The sequence below is a fragment of the Pseudomonas sp. KBN10P06128 genome (assembly GCF_037574945.1).
Lineage (GTDB): Bacteria > Pseudomonadota > Gammaproteobacteria > Pseudomonadales > Pseudomonadaceae > Pseudomonas > Pseudomonas aeruginosa.
Map to the genome: position 1 here is coordinate 2,226,016 of NZ_JBBELR010000001.1, position 15,492 is coordinate 2,241,507.

Consider the following 15,492-nt stretch of genomic DNA (forward strand, 5'->3'; position numbering starts at 1 on the left):
GCAACCGTCGATGAACGCAATGGCAGCCATGCGGCAATACCAGAATGTCAGTACCCAGGCTCAGGCTATCGATGCCAGCCCGCATCGCCTGATCCAGATGCTGATGGAAGGCGGCCTGACCCGGATGGCGCAGGCCCGCGGAGCCCTGGAGCGCGGCGAAGTGGCGCTGAAGGGCGAGCTGATCGGCAAGGCCATCGCCATCGTCGGTGGCCTGCGCGAAGGGCTCGACTTCGAGGCGGGCGGCGAGCTGGCAGCCAACCTCGACCGCCTTTACGCCTACATGTCGATGCGCCTGACGGAAGCCAACTTGAAGAACGACGCGGGCAAGCTCGAGGAAGTTTCCGAGCTGTTGCGCAACATCAAATCCGGTTGGGATGCGATTGCCCCCTGAGAGGCATCCCCAGAGGGACCAAGCAATGAGTGCAGCTGTACAGATCCTTGAAGAAACCGGTAGCGCCCTGCGCGTTGCCCTGGCCAGCCAGAACTGGGAGGCCATCGGTGAACTCGACCAGCGTTGCCGCCAGGCCGTCGACGAGGCGATGCTCGATGTACAGGACGAAGCCACCTTGCGGGCGCGGATGGAAGAGCTGCTGGCGCTGTATCGCGAGCTGATAGATGTCTGCCAGGGCGAGCAGCGCAAGCTGGCCACCGATCTGATCCAGCTGAACCAGTCGAAGCAAGGCGCCAAGGTCTACCAGATGTTCGGATAAGTTTTTCATGGCTTTGTGCCGTTACTTTGGCGCAAGGCTTTTCGGAAAAATTTACATATCCCCAAAAACCCCTGCCAGTACTGCTTTCCATGCGGTCTGTAGGGGTTTTTTATTGCCTCTCCCTGTCGGAAACAGCAAAAAAAACACGCCATAAAATTGACTAATCGTTCACATTTGACTTAACTAGTGGCCAAATGCTGGCTGCTTATTAGAAATAGGCATTAGTCCCAGCCCTCTTTCGGGTCGAGCGAGACCCATTCGATGCAAGGCAGCTGATCAAAATGTGGCGCGAAACCAAACTCTTGCTGATTGACGACAATCTCGATCGCAGTCGCGACCTGGCAGTCATTCTCAACTTCCTCGGCGAAGATCAGCTGACCTGCAACAGCGAGGATTGGCGAGAGGTAGCGGCGGGCCTGAGCAACAGTCGCGAAGCCCTGTGCGTGCTGCTCGGCAGCGTCGAGTCGAAGGGCGGGGCGGTAGAGCTGCTGAAGCAACTGGCCAGTTGGGACGAGTACCTGCCGATCCTGCTGATCGGCGAGCCGGCCCCGGCCGACTGGCCGGAGGAGCTGCGCCGCCGGGTGCTCGCCAGCCTGGAGATGCCGCCCAGCTACAACAAGCTGCTCGATTCCCTGCATCGCGCCCAGGTCTACCGCGAGATGTACGACCAGGCCCGCGAGCGCGGCCGCTCCCGCGAGCCGAACCTGTTCCGCAGCCTGGTCGGCACCAGCCGGGCGATCCAGCAGGTGCGGCAGATGATGCAGCAGGTCGCCGATACCGATGCCAGCGTGCTGATCCTCGGCGAGTCCGGCACCGGCAAGGAAGTGGTGGCGCGCAACCTGCATTACCATTCCAAGCGCCGCGAGGGGCCCTTCGTCCCGGTGAACTGCGGGGCGATCCCGGCGGAACTGCTGGAAAGCGAACTGTTCGGCCACGAGAAGGGCGCCTTCACCGGTGCCATCACCAGTCGTGCCGGACGCTTCGAGCTGGCCAACGGCGGCACCCTGTTCCTCGACGAGATCGGCGACATGCCGCTGCCGATGCAGGTCAAGCTGCTGCGCGTGCTGCAGGAGCGCACCTTCGAAAGGGTCGGCAGCAACAAGACGCAGAACGTCGACGTGCGGATCATCGCCGCGACCCACAAGAACCTCGAGAAGATGATCGAGGACGGCACTTTCCGCGAAGACCTCTACTACCGCCTCAACGTATTCCCCATCGAGATGGCGCCGCTGCGCGAGCGGGTGGAAGACATCGCCCTGCTGCTCAACGAACTGATCTCGCGGATGGAACATGAGAAGCGCGGGTCGATCCGCTTCAACTCGGCGGCCATCATGTCGCTCTGCCGCCACGACTGGCCGGGCAACGTCCGCGAACTGGCGAACCTGGTGGAGCGCCTGGCGATCATGCATCCCTACGGGGTGATCGGGGTCGGCGAACTGCCGAAGAAATTCCGCCATGTCGACGACGAGGACGAGCAACTCGCCAGCAGCCTGCGCGAAGAGCTGGAAGAGCGCGCGGCGATCAACGCCGGGCTGCCGGGAATGGACGCGCCGGCGATGCTGCCGGCCGAAGGCCTGGACCTCAAGGACTACCTGGCCAACCTCGAGCAGGGCCTGATCCAGCAGGCCCTCGACGACGCCGGCGGAGTGGTCGCGCGGGCCGCCGAACGCCTGCGCATCCGCCGCACCACGCTGGTGGAGAAGATGCGCAAGTACGGCATGAGCCGGCGCGACGACGACCTGTCGGATGATTGACAGGTCGTTTCGCAACGCTTTGATTTTCAAATGAAAAAAATTTAGGCACGGGTATTGCTATATCTCCGTCGACCGACAGAACCATGACGTCGCGCCGACCGAGAGAAACGCAATGCAACCAGCCCTCAACGCCTTCACCGAGCAGCCAGCCGATACGGCCGAGGCCACCAGCCGCGCCGGCCTCGAGCAGGCCTTCGCGCTGTTCAACCAGATGTCCAGCCAGCTCAGCGAGTCCTACAGCCTGCTGGAGGAGCGCGTTACCGAGCTGAAAGGGCAACTGGCCCTGGTCAGCGCGCAGCGCATGGAGGAGCTGGCGGAAAAGGAGCGCCTGGCCAACCGCTTGCAGAGCCTGCTCGACCTGCTTCCCGGCGGCGTCATCGTCATCGATGCCCATGGTGTGGTCCGCGAGGCCAACCCGGCGGCCCTGGGCCTGCTTGGCGAACCGTTGGTGGGCATGCTCTGGCGCGAGGTGATCGCCCGCTGCTTCGCTCCGCGCGAGGATGACGGCCACGAGATTTCCCTGCGCGACGGACGTCGCCTGTCCATCGCCACCCGCTCGCTGAACGGCGAACCGGGTCAACTGATCCTGCTCAACGACCTTACCGATACCCGCCGTCTCCAGGAGCAACTGGCGCGCCACGAGCGCCTGTCGGCGCTGGGGCGGATGGTCGCCTCTCTGGCCCACCAGATCCGCACGCCGTTGTCAGCGGCGTTGCTCTATGCCGGGCACCTCAGCGAGCAGGCGCTGCCGACCGACCAGCAGCAACGCTTCGCCGGGCGCCTGAAGGAGCGCCTGCACGAACTGGAGCATCAGGTACGCGACATGCTGGTGTTCGCCCGCGGCGAGCTGCCGCTGACCGACCGGGTGGCGCCGAAGGCGCTGTTCGACAGCCTGCGCGCGGCGGCCGAAGTCCATGTCCAGGGGCTCCAGGTGCGTTGGCAGTGCGAGGCGCGCGGCGGCGAGCTGCTGTGCAATCGCGACACCCTGGTGGGCACCGTGCTCAACCTGGTGGAGAACGCGATCCAGGCCTGCGGGCCCGAACTGCGCCTGAAGGTGCATCTCTATGCCCGCGCCGACAGCCTGCGCCTCAGCGTCAGCGACAACGGACCGGGCATGGACCCGGCGACCCTGGCGCGCCTGGGCGAACCCTTCTTCACCACCAAGACCACCGGTACCGGGCTCGGCCTGGCGGTGGTCAAGGCCGTGGCGCGCGCCCACCAGGGGCAATTGCAGTTGCGCTCTCGGCCCGGGCGCGGCACCTGCGCCACCTTGATCCTGCCGCTGATTCCGGCGGCGCCTCTTTCTGCGATTCAGGAGTAACCCCATGGCAGCCAAAGTCCTGCTGGTCGAAGACGACCGCGCACTACGCGAAGCCCTCAGCGACACCCTGCTGCTGGGCGGTCACGAGTTCGTCGCCGTGGACTCGGCGGAGGCGGCGCTGCCGGTCCTGGCCCGCGAAGCCTTCAGCCTGGTGATCAGCGACGTGAACATGCCGGGCATGGACGGACACCAGTTGCTCGGCCTGATCCGTACGCGCTACCCGCACCTGCCGGTGTTGCTGATGACCGCCTACGGCGCGGTCGATCGCGCCGTCGAGGCGATGCGCCAGGGCGCCGCCGACTACCTGGTCAAGCCGTTCGAGGCGCGGGCGCTGCTCGACCTGGTGGCACGCCATGCGCTGGGCCAGTTGCCGGGCAGCGAGGAGGATGGTCCGGTGGCCCTGGAGCCGGCCAGCCGGCAGTTGCTGGAACTGGCCGCGCGGGTCGCGCGCAGCGATTCCACCGTGCTGATCTCCGGCGAGTCCGGGACCGGCAAGGAAGTCTTGGCCAACTATATCCACCAGCAATCGCCGCGTGCCGGCAAGCCGTTCATCGCGATCAACTGTGCGGCGATCCCGGACAACATGCTCGAGGCCACCCTGTTCGGCCACGAGAAAGGTTCCTTCACCGGCGCCATTGCCGCCCAGCCCGGCAAGTTCGAGCTGGCCGACGGCGGCACCATTCTTCTCGACGAGATATCGGAAATGCCCCTCGGCCTGCAGGCCAAGCTGCTGCGCGTATTGCAGGAGCGCGAGGTGGAGCGGGTCGGTGCGCGCAAGCCGATCAACCTGGATATCCGCGTGCTTGCCACGACCAACCGCGATCTCGCGGCGGAAGTCGCGGCGGGGCGTTTCCGCGAGGACCTCTACTATCGCCTGTCGGTCTTCCCGCTGGCCTGGCGGCCGCTGCGCGAACGCCCTGCGGACATCCTGCCGCTGGCCGAGCGTCTGCTGCGCAAGCACAGCCGCAAGATGAACCTCGGCGCGGTGGCGCTCGGCCCCGAGGCCGCCCAGTGCCTGGTCCGGCATGCCTGGCCGGGCAACGTACGGGAACTCGACAACGCCATCCAGCGTGCGTTGATCCTGCAACAGGGCGGCCTGATCCAGCCCGCCGACCTGTGCCTCACCGCGCCGATCGGCATGCCGCTCGAGGCCCCGGTGCCCATGCCGGCAATGCCACCGGCCACCCCGCCGAGCGTCGAGATTCCGTCGCCGGCCGCAGGCCAGGACGCTAGCGGCGCGCTGGGCGACGACCTGCGCCGCCGCGAATTCCAGGTGATCATCGATACCCTGCGCACCGAGCGCGGCCGCCGCAAGGAGGCTGCCGAGCGCCTTGGCATCAGCCCACGGACCCTGCGCTACAAGCTCGCCCAGATGCGCGACGCGGGGATGGACGTGGAGGCCTATCTCTACGCCATCTGAGGGCTCGCCATGTTCCCCAGGCCCGCCTCGTGCGGGCCTTATGCGTCCGCCGCCGGTCGTCGCCCAGGGCTGTTCGAGCGTGCGCGCCTGCCGATAACAGGAGCAGGGACGGACCCTGCAGCGGTCGCGGGCATTGGCGGCGAACGCCGATGCCGGGCCTTGGGGGCGACTTGGCACCCTTGTTGCTAACTCCTCTGCAAAGTGCCGGGCGGCGTCAAAAAAGCCGCGGCTGTTGGAGGAAGAGTCATGAGTCAGGGTGTCGAGTTCAATCGTCTGATGCTGGAAATGCGTTCCATGCAAATGGAAGCCATGGCCAAGGCCAAACCGGTTCAGGCGCCGGCCGAAGTGGGGGCGCCGAGCTTTTCGGAAATGCTCTCCCAGGCCGTGGACAAGGTGAACGAGACCCAGCAGGCCTCCACCGCGATGGCCAACGCCTTCGAGGTCGGCCAGAGCGGCGTCGACCTGACCGACGTGATGATCGCCAGCCAGAAGGCCAGCGTGTCGTTCCAGGCCATGACCCAGGTGCGCAACAAACTGGTCCAGGCCTACCAAGACATCATGCAGATGCCGGTCTGAGCGGCGCGAGGATAACTAGTTCATGGCCGATGCACTGATCGACAGCCAGGTTCCCGCCAAGAGCGGCGGTGCCGGGATGCTGAAGAAATCCTTCCCGGGACTGTCGTTCCTCGACAACCTTTCCGAGATGACCATGCTGCGCCAGATCGGCCTGCTGGTCGGTCTCGCCGCCAGCGTGGCGATCGGCTTCGCCGTCGTGCTCTGGTCCCAGCAGCCGGACTACAAGCCGCTCTATGGCAGCCTCAACGGGGTCGACGCGAACCGTGTGGTGGAAGCGCTGACCGCGGCGGACATTCCCTACAAGGTCGAACCCAACTCCGGTGCGTTGCTGGTCAAGGCCGACGACCTCGGCCGGGCACGCATGAAGGTGGCCTCCGCCGGCGTGGCGCCGACCGACAACAACGTCGGTTTCGAGATCCTCGACAAGGAACAGGCGCTGGGCACCAGCCAGTTCATGGAAGCCACCAACTACCGCCGCGGCCTGGAAGGCGAGCTGGCGCGCACCGTGTCGAGCCTGAACAACGTCAAGGCCGCCCGCGTGCACCTGGCGATCCCGAAGAGTTCGGTGTTCGTCCGCGACGACCGCAAGCCCAGCGCCTCGGTGCTGGTCGAGTTGTATCCGGGTCGCAGCCTGGAGCCGAGCCAGGTGATGGCGATCGTCAACCTGGTCGCCACCAGTGTGCCGGAGCTGGACAAGTCGCAGGTCACCGTGGTCGACCAGAAGGGCAACCTGCTCTCCGACCAGCAGGAGCTCTCCGAGCTGACCATGGCCGGCAAGCAGTTCGACTTCACCCGGCGCATGGAAGGCCTGCTCACCCAGCGCGTGCACAATATCCTGCAACCGGTGCTGGGCAACGGTCGCTACAAGGCCGAGGTGTCCGCCGACGTCGACTTCAGCGCGGTCGAGTCGACCTCGGAGATGTACAACCCGGACCAGCCGGCCCTGCGCAGCGAGCAACGCAACAACGAGGAACGGCAGAATTCGTCCGGCCCGCAGGGCGTGCCGGGGGCGCTGTCGAACCAGCCGCCGGGCCCGGCCAGCGCGCCGCAGCAGGCCACCGCCAGCGCGCCGGCCGACTACGTCGCGCCGGGCCAGCCGCTGAAGGACGCCAACGGCCAGACCATCATCGATCCGAAGACCGGCAAGCCGGAGCTGGCGCCGTACCCGACCGACAAGCGCGACCAGACCACCCGCAACTACGAACTGGACCGCTCGATCAGCTACACCAAGCAGCAGCAGGGGCGCTTGCGCCGACTGTCGGTGGCGGTGGTGCTGGACGACCAGATGAAGGTCGACGCGAAGACCGGCGAGGTCAGCCACCAGCCCTGGAGCGCCGACGAACTGGCGCGCTTCACCCGCCTGGTACAGGATTCGGTGGGCTACGACGCCAGCCGCGGCGACAGCGTCAGCGTGATCAACGCGCCGTTCGCCCCGGCCCAGGCCGAAGAGATCGACAGCATTCCGTTCTACTCGCAGCCGTGGTTCTGGGACATCGTCAAGCAGGTGCTCGGCGTGCTGTTCATCCTGGTCCTGGTGTTCGGCGTGCTGCGTCCGGTGCTGAGCAACATCACCGGCGGCGGCAAGGGCAAGTCGCTGGCCGGCGGCGGCGGTCGCGACGGCGACCTGGCGCTGGGCGAGAGTGGCCTGGAAGGCTCGCTGGCCGACGATCGGGTGAGCATCGGCGGGCCGTCGAGCATCCTCCTGCCGAGCCCCACGGAGGGGTATGATGCGCAATTGAACGCGATCAAGAACCTGGTCGCACAGGACCCGGGCCGCGTCGCCCAGGTCGTGAAAGAGTGGATCAACGCCGATGAGTAAGTGCCATGAGTGAGAATCGTCTCGCCGCCAAACTGACCAAGGTCGACAAGGCCGCCATCCTGCTCCTGTCGCTCGGCGAGACCGACGCGGCGCAGGTGCTGCGGCACATGGGGCCGAAAGAGGTGCAGCGGGTCGGCGTGGCCATGGCGTCGATGCGCAACGTGCATCGCGAGCAGGTCGAGCAGGTGATGGGCGAGTTCGTCGAAGTGGTCGGCGACCAGACCAGCCTCGGCGTCGGTGCCGACGGCTACATCCGCAAGATGCTCACCCAGGCCCTCGGCGAGGACAAGGCCAACAACCTGATCGACCGCATCCTCCTCGGCGGCAGCACCAGCGGCCTGGACAGCCTGAAGTGGATGGAGCCGCGTGCCGTGGCCGACGTGATCCGTTACGAACACCCGCAGATCCAGGCCATCGTGGTCGCCTACCTCGATCCCGACCAGGCCGCCGAGGTGCTCAGCCATTTCGACCACAAGGTGCGCCTGGATATCGTCCTGCGCGTCTCCTCGCTGAACACCGTGCAGCCCTCGGCGCTGAAGGAACTCAACCTGATCCTGGAGAAGCAGTTCGCCGGCAACTCCAACGCCACCCGCACCACCATGGGCGGGGTCAAGCGCGCGGCGGACATCATGAACTACCTCGACAGCTCCATCGAAGGCCAGCTGATGGATTCGATCCGCGAGGTCGACGAAGACCTGTCCGGACAGATCGAGGACCTGATGTTCGTCTTCGACAACCTCGCCGACGTCGACGACCGCGGCATCCAGGCGCTGCTCCGGGAAGTCTCCTCGGACGTACTGGTGCTGGCGCTCAAAGGCTCCGACGAGGCGATCCGCGAGAAGGTCTTCAAGAACATGTCCAAGCGTGCCGCCGAGCTGCTGCGCGACGACCTGGAGGCCAAGGGGCCGGTACGGGTCAGCGAAGTGGAAGGTGCGCAGAAGGAAATCCTCACCATTGCCCGGCGCATGGCCGAGTCCGGCGATATCGTGCTGGGCGGCAAGGGTGGCGAGGAGATGATCTGAGGTGGTCCCCCACGACAAGGACAAAGACAATCCCAGCGAACTGATCCGCGGCAAGGACGTGGCGGCCTTCGGCCTCTGGTCGTTGCCGAGCTTCGACGAGCCGCGCGACGAGCCGGCCGTTGCCGCGCCGCAGGTGCCCGCGGTCGCCGAACCCGCGCCGGCGCCGCCGGCGGTGGAAGAGGTCGAGCTGGAGACCGTCAAGCCGCCGACGCTGGAGGAAATCGAGGCGATCCGCCAGGACGCCTACAACGAAGGCTTCGCCACCGGCGAGCGCGACGGTTTCCACGCCGGCCAGTTGAAGGCGCGGCAGGAAGCCGAGGAGGCGCTGAAGGAGCGCCTGCAAAGTCTCGAGCGCCTGATGACGCAGCTCCTGGAACCCATCGCCGAGCAGGACGCCCTGATCGAGCAGGGCATGGTCAACCTGGTCAACCACGTTGCCCGCCAGGTGATCCAGCGCGAACTGCACATGGACTCCAGCCATGTCCGCCAGGTCCTGCGCGAGGCTCTGAAGCTGCTGCCGATGGGCGCGGCGAACATCCGTATCCATGTCAACCCGCAGGACTTCGAGCGGGTCAAGGCGCTGCGCGAGCGCCACGAAGAGAGCTGGCGGATTCTCGAGGACGATTCGTTGCTGCCCGGCGGCTGCCGCATCGAGACCGAACACAGTCGCATCGACGCGACCATCGAGACGCGCCTGGCGCAGGCAGTGAAGCAACTGTTCGAGCAACAGCGCGAACAGGCGACCCATCCGCTGGCCAGCGACATCCGGATCGACCTCGACGCCCCCGGAGACGTCGATGCGCCTTGAGCGAACCAGTTTCGCCAGGCGCCTGGAGGGCTACACTGAGGCTGTCTCGCTGCCGGCGCAGCCGGTGGTCGAGGGCCGCCTGCTGCGCATGGTCGGCCTGACCCTCGAAGCCGAAGGCCTGCAGGCCGCGGTCGGCAGCCGCTGCAACGTGATCAACGAAAGCGGCTACCACCCGGTGCAGGTGGAGGCCGAAGTGATGGGCTTTTCCGGTAGCAAGGTGTACCTGATGCCGGTCGGCAGCCTCGCCGGCATCGCGCCTGGCGCGCGGGTCGTGCCGCTGCCGGACACCGGGCGCCTGCCGATGGGCATGTCGATGCTCGGCCGGGTGCTCGACGGCGCCGGCCGCGCCCTCGACGGCAAGGGCGGGATGCGCGCCGAAGACTGGGTGCCGATGGACGGCCCGACGATCAACCCGCTCAAGCGCCACCCGATCAGCGAACCTCTCGACGTCGGCATCCGCTCGATCAATGGCCTGCTCACGGTCGGCCGCGGCCAGCGCCTCGGCCTGTTCGCCGGTACCGGGGTGGGCAAGTCGGTGCTGCTGGGGATGATGACCCGTTTCACCAGGGCCGACATCATCGTCGTCGGTCTGATCGGCGAGCGGGGTCGCGAGGTGAAGGAGTTCATCGACGAGATCCTCGGCGAGGAAGGCCTCAAGCGCTCCGTGGTGGTCGCCTCGCCGGCCGACGACGCGCCGCTGATGCGCCTGCGCGCCGCGCAATACTGCACGCGGATCGCCGAGTACTTCCGCGACAAGGGCAAGAACGTATTGCTGCTGATGGACTCGCTGACCCGCTACGCCCAGGCCCAGCGCGAGATCGCCCTGGCCATCGGCGAGCCGCCGGCGACCAAGGGGTATCCGCCATCGGTGTTCGCCAAGCTGCCGAAGCTGGTGGAACGCGCCGGCAATGCCGAAGCCGGTGGCGGCTCAATCACCGCGTTCTACACCGTGCTCTCCGAGGGCGACGACCAGCAGGACCCGATCGCCGACGCCGCTCGCGGCGTGCTCGACGGGCACTTCGTATTGTCCCGGCGGCTGGCCGAGGAAGGCCACTATCCGGCCATCGATATCGAAGCTTCGATCAGCCGGGTGATGCCGCAGGTGGTCGAGGCCGAGCACCTGCGCGACGCCCAGCGCTTCAAGCAGCTCTGGTCGCGCTACCAGCAGAGTCGCGACCTGATCAGCGTCGGTGCCTACGTGGCCGGCGGCGATCCCGAGACCGACCTGGCCATCGCACGCTTCCCGGTCATGCGCCAGTTCCTGCGCCAGGGCCTCGACGAAAGCGAAAGCCTGGCGGAAAGCCGTGCGCGGCTGGCGAGCCTGCTCGCCGGCGGGCAGGCCTGAGGCGCCCTGAGGCATGGAGAAGCGCGCGGCGCGGCTGGCGCCGGTGGTGGACATGGCCAGCAAGGCCGAGCGGGATGCCGCGACCCAGCTGGGCAGGTGCCAGCAGCAATTGCTCGCGGCACAGCAGAAGCTGGCGGAGCTGGAGCGCTACCGCAACGACTACCAGCAGCAATGGATCAGCCAAGGCCAGAAGGGCGTCAGCGGCCAGTGGCTGATGAACTACCAGCGCTTCCTCTCGCAACTGGAGACCGCCGTTGTCCAGCAGGCCAACAGCGTGACCTGGCACCGCGAGGCGGTGGATAAGGCGCGGCTCAACTGGCAGGAGAGATACGCCCGCCTGGAAGGGCTGCGCAAGCTGGTCGAGCGCTACCTGGAAGAGGCGCGCCAGGCCGAGGACAAGCGCGAGCAGAAACAGCTCGACGAACTCGCCCAGCGTACCCGCCGCCAGGACGACTGACGACTCAGAAGAACGGACGCGACGCCTTCAGCATGAACGTGGTGTCGCAGTAGCTGTTGTGTCCCGAGTAGGCGCTGCAATCGCTGCCGGTCAGGCTGGTGCCGCTGTAGGACAGGTTCAGGTCGATGCCCAGCCAGGGCCGCGAGAGGTTCACCGACCAGTCGTTGAAGACGCTCACGTAGCCCCCGCCGCTGAGGCTCGCCGGGTTGTCCAGGCGATGGTTGCCGTACTTCAGGGTGACGTCGAAACCGAACGGCGGGTTGACCCCGAGGTCGGCGAACAGGGTGGTGTCGTTGCGCCCCGGGTCGCTGCTCAGGGCCGCGCCGAGCCGGCTGCCGAAGATCGACAGGCCGCCGTAGAGTTCGGCTGCGTCGTTGGCCGGCTGCTCCGGGCGGCTGTAGCGGATCAGGCCCATTTCGTAGCCCAGGCGGTTGTTCAGCGGGCGCTTGAAGCCGGCGTAGGAGTCGATCTCGGTGGGCTTGCCGGGGTCGAGGTTGGAGGTCCAGTTGCCGATGTACCAGCCACTTTCGTGGCTTAGGTCGAGGCCGCCGTGGAAACTGCCGGAGCTGCCCGGGGTGACCAGGCCCTGGGCCATGCTGCGGGTCGGACTGGTGGCCAGCTTGAGTTCGAAATCGCCCAGGTCGCGGGCCATCACCTGGGCCAGGGCCGAGGAGCTGGCGAGCAGGGCACAGGTGAGCACGAGCAGGTGCTTGAGCATGGTTCTCCCCTGGTAATGCGGACAACGGCGCTGCGCCGGTCTTCCCGCACGACGCCAACGGCAAGGCCGCGGCATGGGGCCGGGCGAGGTTGGGCAGGTCGGAAGGGCAGGAAGAGCGGCGAGCTAGAGCGCCACGGATCATCTTAACCAAGGTTCGGGCGGCTGACCGACCGCTCGTCAGGGCCGGCCGATCAATTGTTACCGCAGGCTTTCCGCGAGGCTGGCCAGGCGAATCACTTCCACCCGGTTGCGACCGCTGCTCTTGGCCCGGTAGAGAGCCTGGTCGGCGGCGCTGTAGAGCTGCTCGTAGCTGGCCTGGCCGCCTCCGTCGAGGCTGGCCACGCCGAAGCTGGCGGTCAGGCAGAGCACGCCGTCCTGCGTCGCCAGCGGGGTACCTTCGAGGCGTTCGCGGAGTTTTTCCGCAAGGCTGCGAGCCTGCTGCTCGGCGGTGTCGGGCAGGAGCAGGAGGAATTCTTCCCCGCCCAGGCGCGCCACGCTGTCGCTGCTACGGGTATTGCCGCGCAGCAGGTTGGCGGCATGGCGAATGACCTCGTCGCCGAAGGGGTGCCCATAGCGGTCGTTGATGTACTTGAAGTGATCCAGGTCGACCATCAGCAGGCTCAGCGGCTGCGGTTGGCGAGCGATGCGTGCGAGTTCCATGAGCACCAGCTGGTCGAATTCGCGACGATTGAACAGGCCGGTCAGCGGGTCGTGACCGGCCAGGTACTCCAACTGGCGATTTTTCTCCTCCAGCTCCTGCCGCTGCAACTCCAGCTTGCGTTGCTGGCGCAGGTTGCGCACGTGCCCGTGCCAGAGGATCAGCGACAGCAGCAGGCCGAGGCCGAACGCGGTGAGGCCGTTGGCCTGGTTCGACAGGCGCAGTTGCGGGTCGGCCTGGGCGTAGCCCATCGCCAGTTGGAAGACCAGCATGGCCAGGCCGTAGAAAGGCACGGCGTAGGCCGGGCGGATCAGGATGAACATGGCGCAGGCGAAACAGGCCAGCAGCAGCGGCGTGATGTTGCTGGTGATGCGCTGGTCGATGCAGGCGATGGCGACGCCGAAGCCTATGATCCCTGCGCCGCCCAGCAGGATCAGCAGGCGCATGCGCCACAGCTTGGGTGGCTGGCGGCGCAGCCATAGCGCGAGCAGGCCGATGCCGCCGAAGAGCAGGGCCATGGCGCCATGGGCGTACATGATTTCCTGGCGCCAGAGCTGATGGCCGAGGTCCGGGCGGAAGTCCTTCAGGGAAAACACCAGGATGTGGATCAGGTTGAAGGGGACGGTCAGCAGCGCGAGGTGGGTCAGACGCGAGAGATTCTCCAGGGCGATGGGAAGGGCCAGGGACGAATTCACCTCGATGGCGTGCTGGATCGATTCGAGCGTCGTTCTGGCCACGTTCTGCGGGTCCGCGTGGGCGCTGTGCCATCACAGCATAGCAGCGTCGCGACGGCCGCCCTATCCGGCTTTCCGGGCCGATCGTCCGGTTTGCACGGGCGTACCTGGCGCCGCTTTCATTCCGGCAGCCGCCTGGCCAGCAGCAGTGCGACCAGGCCCAGCAGGCTCCAGTACGCCGCCAGCGGCCAGGGACGGTCGAACGGTAGCAGGGTGGACGCGCCCAGTCCGAGGCCGATCAGCAGGTAGTAGGCGAGCCCGAACAGGGCTCCGGCGCGTCCCCGGCAATCGTCGTAGGCGTGCAGCGCCGGACCCAGCAGGTTGGGAATCGCCACGCCGAAGCCGACGAAGATCGGCAGGGCCGGCAGGGCCCAGTACGGGCCTTCGGCGTATCCGCCGGCGGCCAACAGCGTCTGCGCTGTCGCGCCGGCGGCCGCCAGCGCCAGGCCCAGGCGTACCCGGCGAGCGCTGTTCCAGGTGTGCGGCAGGCGTCGGTTGAGCAAGGCGCCGAGGCTCCCGGCAAGGGCGATGGCCAGGCCGATCCAGCCGAAGCCCAGGCCGGGCAGGTCGCCGACCATGAACGGCCCGGCGGCGTAGAAGGAGAACACCAGTACATTGAGCACCGCCACCAGCAGTGCGCGCGTCTGTAGCGGTCGGTCGGCCAGGACCCGTCGGAAGATCGCCAGGGTCGCGGGCTCGGGCGTGCCCGCCAGCAGCGGACGGGTTTCCGGCCAGGCCGGGACGACCAGCGCCGCCAGCGAGGCGAGCAGCACCGCCAGGGTGGCGAACACCACCGGATGCCCGCCGAGGTCGGCCAGCCACTGGCCGCCGAGGGGACCGACTGCCGGCGACCAGGCCAGCACCGCGCCGAGCGTGACGAAATAGCTCATCAACGCCGGGCCTTGCAGCACATCGCGCAGGCTGGCCTGCACCGTCACCGAGCAGGTCGCCAGGCCGAGGCCCTGGACCAGGCGACAGGCAAGCAGGTAGGAATAGTCGGTACTGGCCCAGGCACCGAAGGTCGCCAGGGCCGCCAGGCCGAGCCCGCCGAGCAGAGCCGGGCGCCGGCCGAGGCGGTCGGCCAGCCAGCCCCAGAGCCAGATGCCGGGGGCGAAACCGACGAAGAACAGCGCCATGGTCCACTGGCTGGTAGCGTCGTCCAGTCGCCAGTGGCTGGCCAGGGCCGGCAGCGCGGGGGAAAGGATGGTTTCGGCGACTTGCGGCAGGGCTAGCAGGGCGAGCACCAGCAGCAGGGGAGGGCGAGGACGGTCAGGCATGATGGCTCCGGAAAAAAGAGCCAAGCCTAGGTCGCTTGCGCCTGGCAGAATGCTGCGGTCAGGACGGAAAACATCGCGAAGAGGACAAGGTGCCGCGCTATCCCTACGAACGGGTCGAGGATCCCGATCTCGCCCGCTGCCCGGTGGTCGGCCTCGAGGTCGACAGCACCGGCCACCGCAGCGACTGGCATTGCCACCGGCGCGCGCAGTTGCTGTACATGGCGGCCGGTAGCGTCACGCTGTATTTCGCCGAGCGCATTTGCCAATTGACGCCGCTCCAGGCCGCCTGGCTGCCGGCCGGCGTGCCGCATCGCACGGTCCTTCACGGGCGCTTCGCCTACCGTAGCCTGTACTTCGAACCCTCGGCGTTCGCCGAGCTGCCGGACAGCGTCCAGGTCCTCGAGGTCGGGCCGCTACTGCGCGAACTGATCCTGCGCATGACCGGCTGGGCAGCCGACTTGCAATTGGAAGGGCGGCACCTGACGCTGTTGCGCGCACTGTTCGATGAACTGGCGAGCGCCCCGGCACACGCCGCGAGCCTGCCGATGCCGCGCGATGCGCGGGCGCTGAAGGTGGCCGAGGCGCTGCTGGCGCAACCCGCGCTGGGCTGGAGCATCGAGGCATGGGGACGCGAGGTCGGTGCCAGCGGGCGGACCCTGGCGCGTCTGTTCACCGAGCAGACCGGCCTGGGTTTCTCTCGCTGGCGAACCCAGGCTCGCTTGTTCGAAGCGCGGAGACGCCTGGCCGAAGGCCGCTCGGTGACCGAGGTCGCCCACGCCCTGGGCTACGCCAGCGACAGCGCGTTCATCGCCATGTACCGGCGGGTCTGCGGGCAGTCGCCGGGGCGCGCCCTGCGTGGTCTCGAATGAGCGC

General features: G+C 67.1%; 15 protein-coding genes. 12 read left to right on the forward strand and 3 right to left on the reverse strand.

From position 1 onward, the window contains the following. The first annotated feature begins 10 nt into the window (after positions 1 to 10). From fliS to fliJ, 11 genes are all read left to right on the forward strand, one after another. A complete protein-coding gene (gene fliS, locus VQ065_RS10630; RefSeq protein WP_003158217.1) occupies positions 11 to 391 on the forward strand; it encodes a flagellar export chaperone FliS in 381 nt (126 codons plus the stop codon). A 25-nt stretch (positions 392 to 416) separates the two neighbouring features. Then, complete coding sequence (locus VQ065_RS10635; protein WP_003086445.1) at positions 417 to 710, forward strand: flagellar protein FliT; 294 nt, start codon at positions 417 to 419, stop codon at positions 708 to 710. Between the two features lie 281 nt (positions 711 to 991). Then, complete coding sequence (gene fleQ, locus VQ065_RS10640) at positions 992 to 2,464, forward strand: transcriptional regulator FleQ (RefSeq protein ID WP_003086448.1); 1,473 nt, start codon at positions 992 to 994, stop codon at positions 2,462 to 2,464. 112 nt (positions 2,465 to 2,576) lie between these two features. Then, positions 2,577 to 3,785: a sensor histidine kinase FleS gene (fleS, locus tag VQ065_RS10645; protein ID WP_003086450.1), complete on the forward strand. Its 1,209-nt coding sequence runs from the start codon at positions 2,577 to 2,579 to the stop codon at positions 3,783 to 3,785. A gap of 4 nt (positions 3,786 to 3,789) precedes the next feature. After that, positions 3,790 to 5,205, forward strand: a complete 1,416-nt coding sequence (gene fleR / locus VQ065_RS10650) for a sigma-54-dependent response regulator transcription factor FleR (RefSeq protein WP_003086452.1) — start codon at positions 3,790 to 3,792, stop codon at positions 5,203 to 5,205. A gap of 246 nt (positions 5,206 to 5,451) precedes the next feature. Next, a complete protein-coding gene (gene fliE, locus VQ065_RS10655) occupies positions 5,452 to 5,781 on the forward strand; it encodes a flagellar hook-basal body complex protein FliE (RefSeq protein WP_003086454.1) in 330 nt (109 codons plus the stop codon). Positions 5,782 to 5,803: 22 nt separating this feature from the next. Further along, positions 5,804 to 7,600, forward strand: a complete 1,797-nt coding sequence (fliF, locus tag VQ065_RS10660) for a flagellar basal-body MS-ring/collar protein FliF (protein WP_003109118.1) — start codon at positions 5,804 to 5,806, stop codon at positions 7,598 to 7,600. 5 nt (positions 7,601 to 7,605) lie between these two features. Next, positions 7,606 to 8,622 carry a flagellar motor switch protein FliG gene (fliG, locus tag VQ065_RS10665; RefSeq protein WP_003082212.1) on the forward strand — a complete coding sequence of 339 codons (1,017 nt, stop codon included), beginning with the start codon at positions 7,606 to 7,608 and terminating at the stop codon, positions 8,620 to 8,622. Position 8,623: 1 nt separating this feature from the next. Further along, complete coding sequence (gene fliH / locus VQ065_RS10670) at positions 8,624 to 9,430, forward strand: flagellar assembly protein FliH (protein WP_003082217.1); 807 nt, start codon at positions 8,624 to 8,626, stop codon at positions 9,428 to 9,430. Continuing rightward, a complete protein-coding gene (gene fliI / locus VQ065_RS10675; RefSeq protein ID WP_003086458.1) occupies positions 9,420 to 10,775 on the forward strand; it encodes a flagellar protein export ATPase FliI in 1,356 nt (451 codons plus the stop codon). Before fliH ends, fliI begins: the two co-directional genes overlap by 11 nt. 13 nt (positions 10,776 to 10,788) lie before the next feature. Next, entirely contained in the window at positions 10,789 to 11,232 is a 444-nt protein-coding gene (fliJ, locus tag VQ065_RS10680) for a flagellar export protein FliJ (protein WP_003086459.1), read from the forward strand. Positions 11,233 to 11,236: 4 nt separating this feature from the next. On the opposite strand, the gene VQ065_RS10685 is transcribed toward fliJ, so the two are convergent. From VQ065_RS10685 to VQ065_RS10695, 3 genes are all read right to left on the reverse strand, one after another. Further along, positions 11,237 to 11,950: a TorF family putative porin gene (locus tag VQ065_RS10685; RefSeq protein ID WP_003086461.1), complete on the reverse strand. Its 714-nt coding sequence runs from the start codon at positions 11,948 to 11,950 to the stop codon at positions 11,237 to 11,239. A 198-nt stretch (positions 11,951 to 12,148) separates the two neighbouring features. Next, positions 12,149 to 13,345, reverse strand: coding sequence for a diguanylate cyclase RoeA (roeA, locus tag VQ065_RS10690; RefSeq protein WP_003086463.1), 1,197 nt, complete (start codon positions 13,343 to 13,345; stop codon positions 12,149 to 12,151). 116 nt (positions 13,346 to 13,461) lie between these two features. Next, entirely contained in the window at positions 13,462 to 14,619 is a 1,158-nt protein-coding gene (locus VQ065_RS10695; RefSeq protein WP_003086464.1) for a multidrug effflux MFS transporter, read from the reverse strand. An 89-nt stretch (positions 14,620 to 14,708) separates the two neighbouring features. On the opposite strand from VQ065_RS10695, the gene VQ065_RS10700 reads away from it, so the two are divergent. Continuing rightward, on the forward strand, positions 14,709 to 15,488 hold the full coding sequence (locus VQ065_RS10700) for an AraC family transcriptional regulator (RefSeq protein WP_003086465.1): 780 nt from the start codon (positions 14,709 to 14,711) through the stop codon (positions 15,486 to 15,488). The last annotated feature ends 4 nt before the right edge of the window (positions 15,489 to 15,492 follow it).

What these genes read in the sequence shown, in the direction of transcription:
- fliS (WP_003158217.1), top strand. Translation starts at nt 11, where the DNA reads ATGAACGCAATGGCAGCCATGCGGCAATACCAGAATGTCAGTACCCAG.
- VQ065_RS10635 (WP_003086445.1), top strand. Translation starts at nt 417, where the DNA reads ATGAGTGCAGCTGTACAGATCCTTGAAGAAACCGGTAGCGCCCTGCGC.
- fleQ (WP_003086448.1), top strand. Translation starts at nt 992, where the DNA reads ATGTGGCGCGAAACCAAACTCTTGCTGATTGACGACAATCTCGATCGC.
- fleS (WP_003086450.1), top strand. Translation starts at nt 2,577, where the DNA reads ATGCAACCAGCCCTCAACGCCTTCACCGAGCAGCCAGCCGATACGGCC.
- fleR (WP_003086452.1), top strand. Translation starts at nt 3,790, where the DNA reads ATGGCAGCCAAAGTCCTGCTGGTCGAAGACGACCGCGCACTACGCGAA.
- fliE (WP_003086454.1), top strand. Translation starts at nt 5,452, where the DNA reads ATGAGTCAGGGTGTCGAGTTCAATCGTCTGATGCTGGAAATGCGTTCC.
- fliF (WP_003109118.1), top strand. Translation starts at nt 5,804, where the DNA reads ATGGCCGATGCACTGATCGACAGCCAGGTTCCCGCCAAGAGCGGCGGT.
- fliG (WP_003082212.1), top strand. Translation starts at nt 7,606, where the DNA reads ATGAGTGAGAATCGTCTCGCCGCCAAACTGACCAAGGTCGACAAGGCC.
- fliI (WP_003086458.1), top strand. Translation starts at nt 9,420, where the DNA reads ATGCGCCTTGAGCGAACCAGTTTCGCCAGGCGCCTGGAGGGCTACACT.
- fliJ (WP_003086459.1), top strand. Translation starts at nt 10,789, where the DNA reads ATGGAGAAGCGCGCGGCGCGGCTGGCGCCGGTGGTGGACATGGCCAGC.
- VQ065_RS10685 (WP_003086461.1), bottom strand. Translation starts at nt 11,950, where the DNA reads ATGCTCAAGCACCTGCTCGTGCTCACCTGTGCCCTGCTCGCCAGCTCC.
- VQ065_RS10695 (WP_003086464.1), bottom strand. Translation starts at nt 14,619, where the DNA reads ATGCCTGACCGTCCTCGCCCTCCCCTGCTGCTGGTGCTCGCCCTGCTA.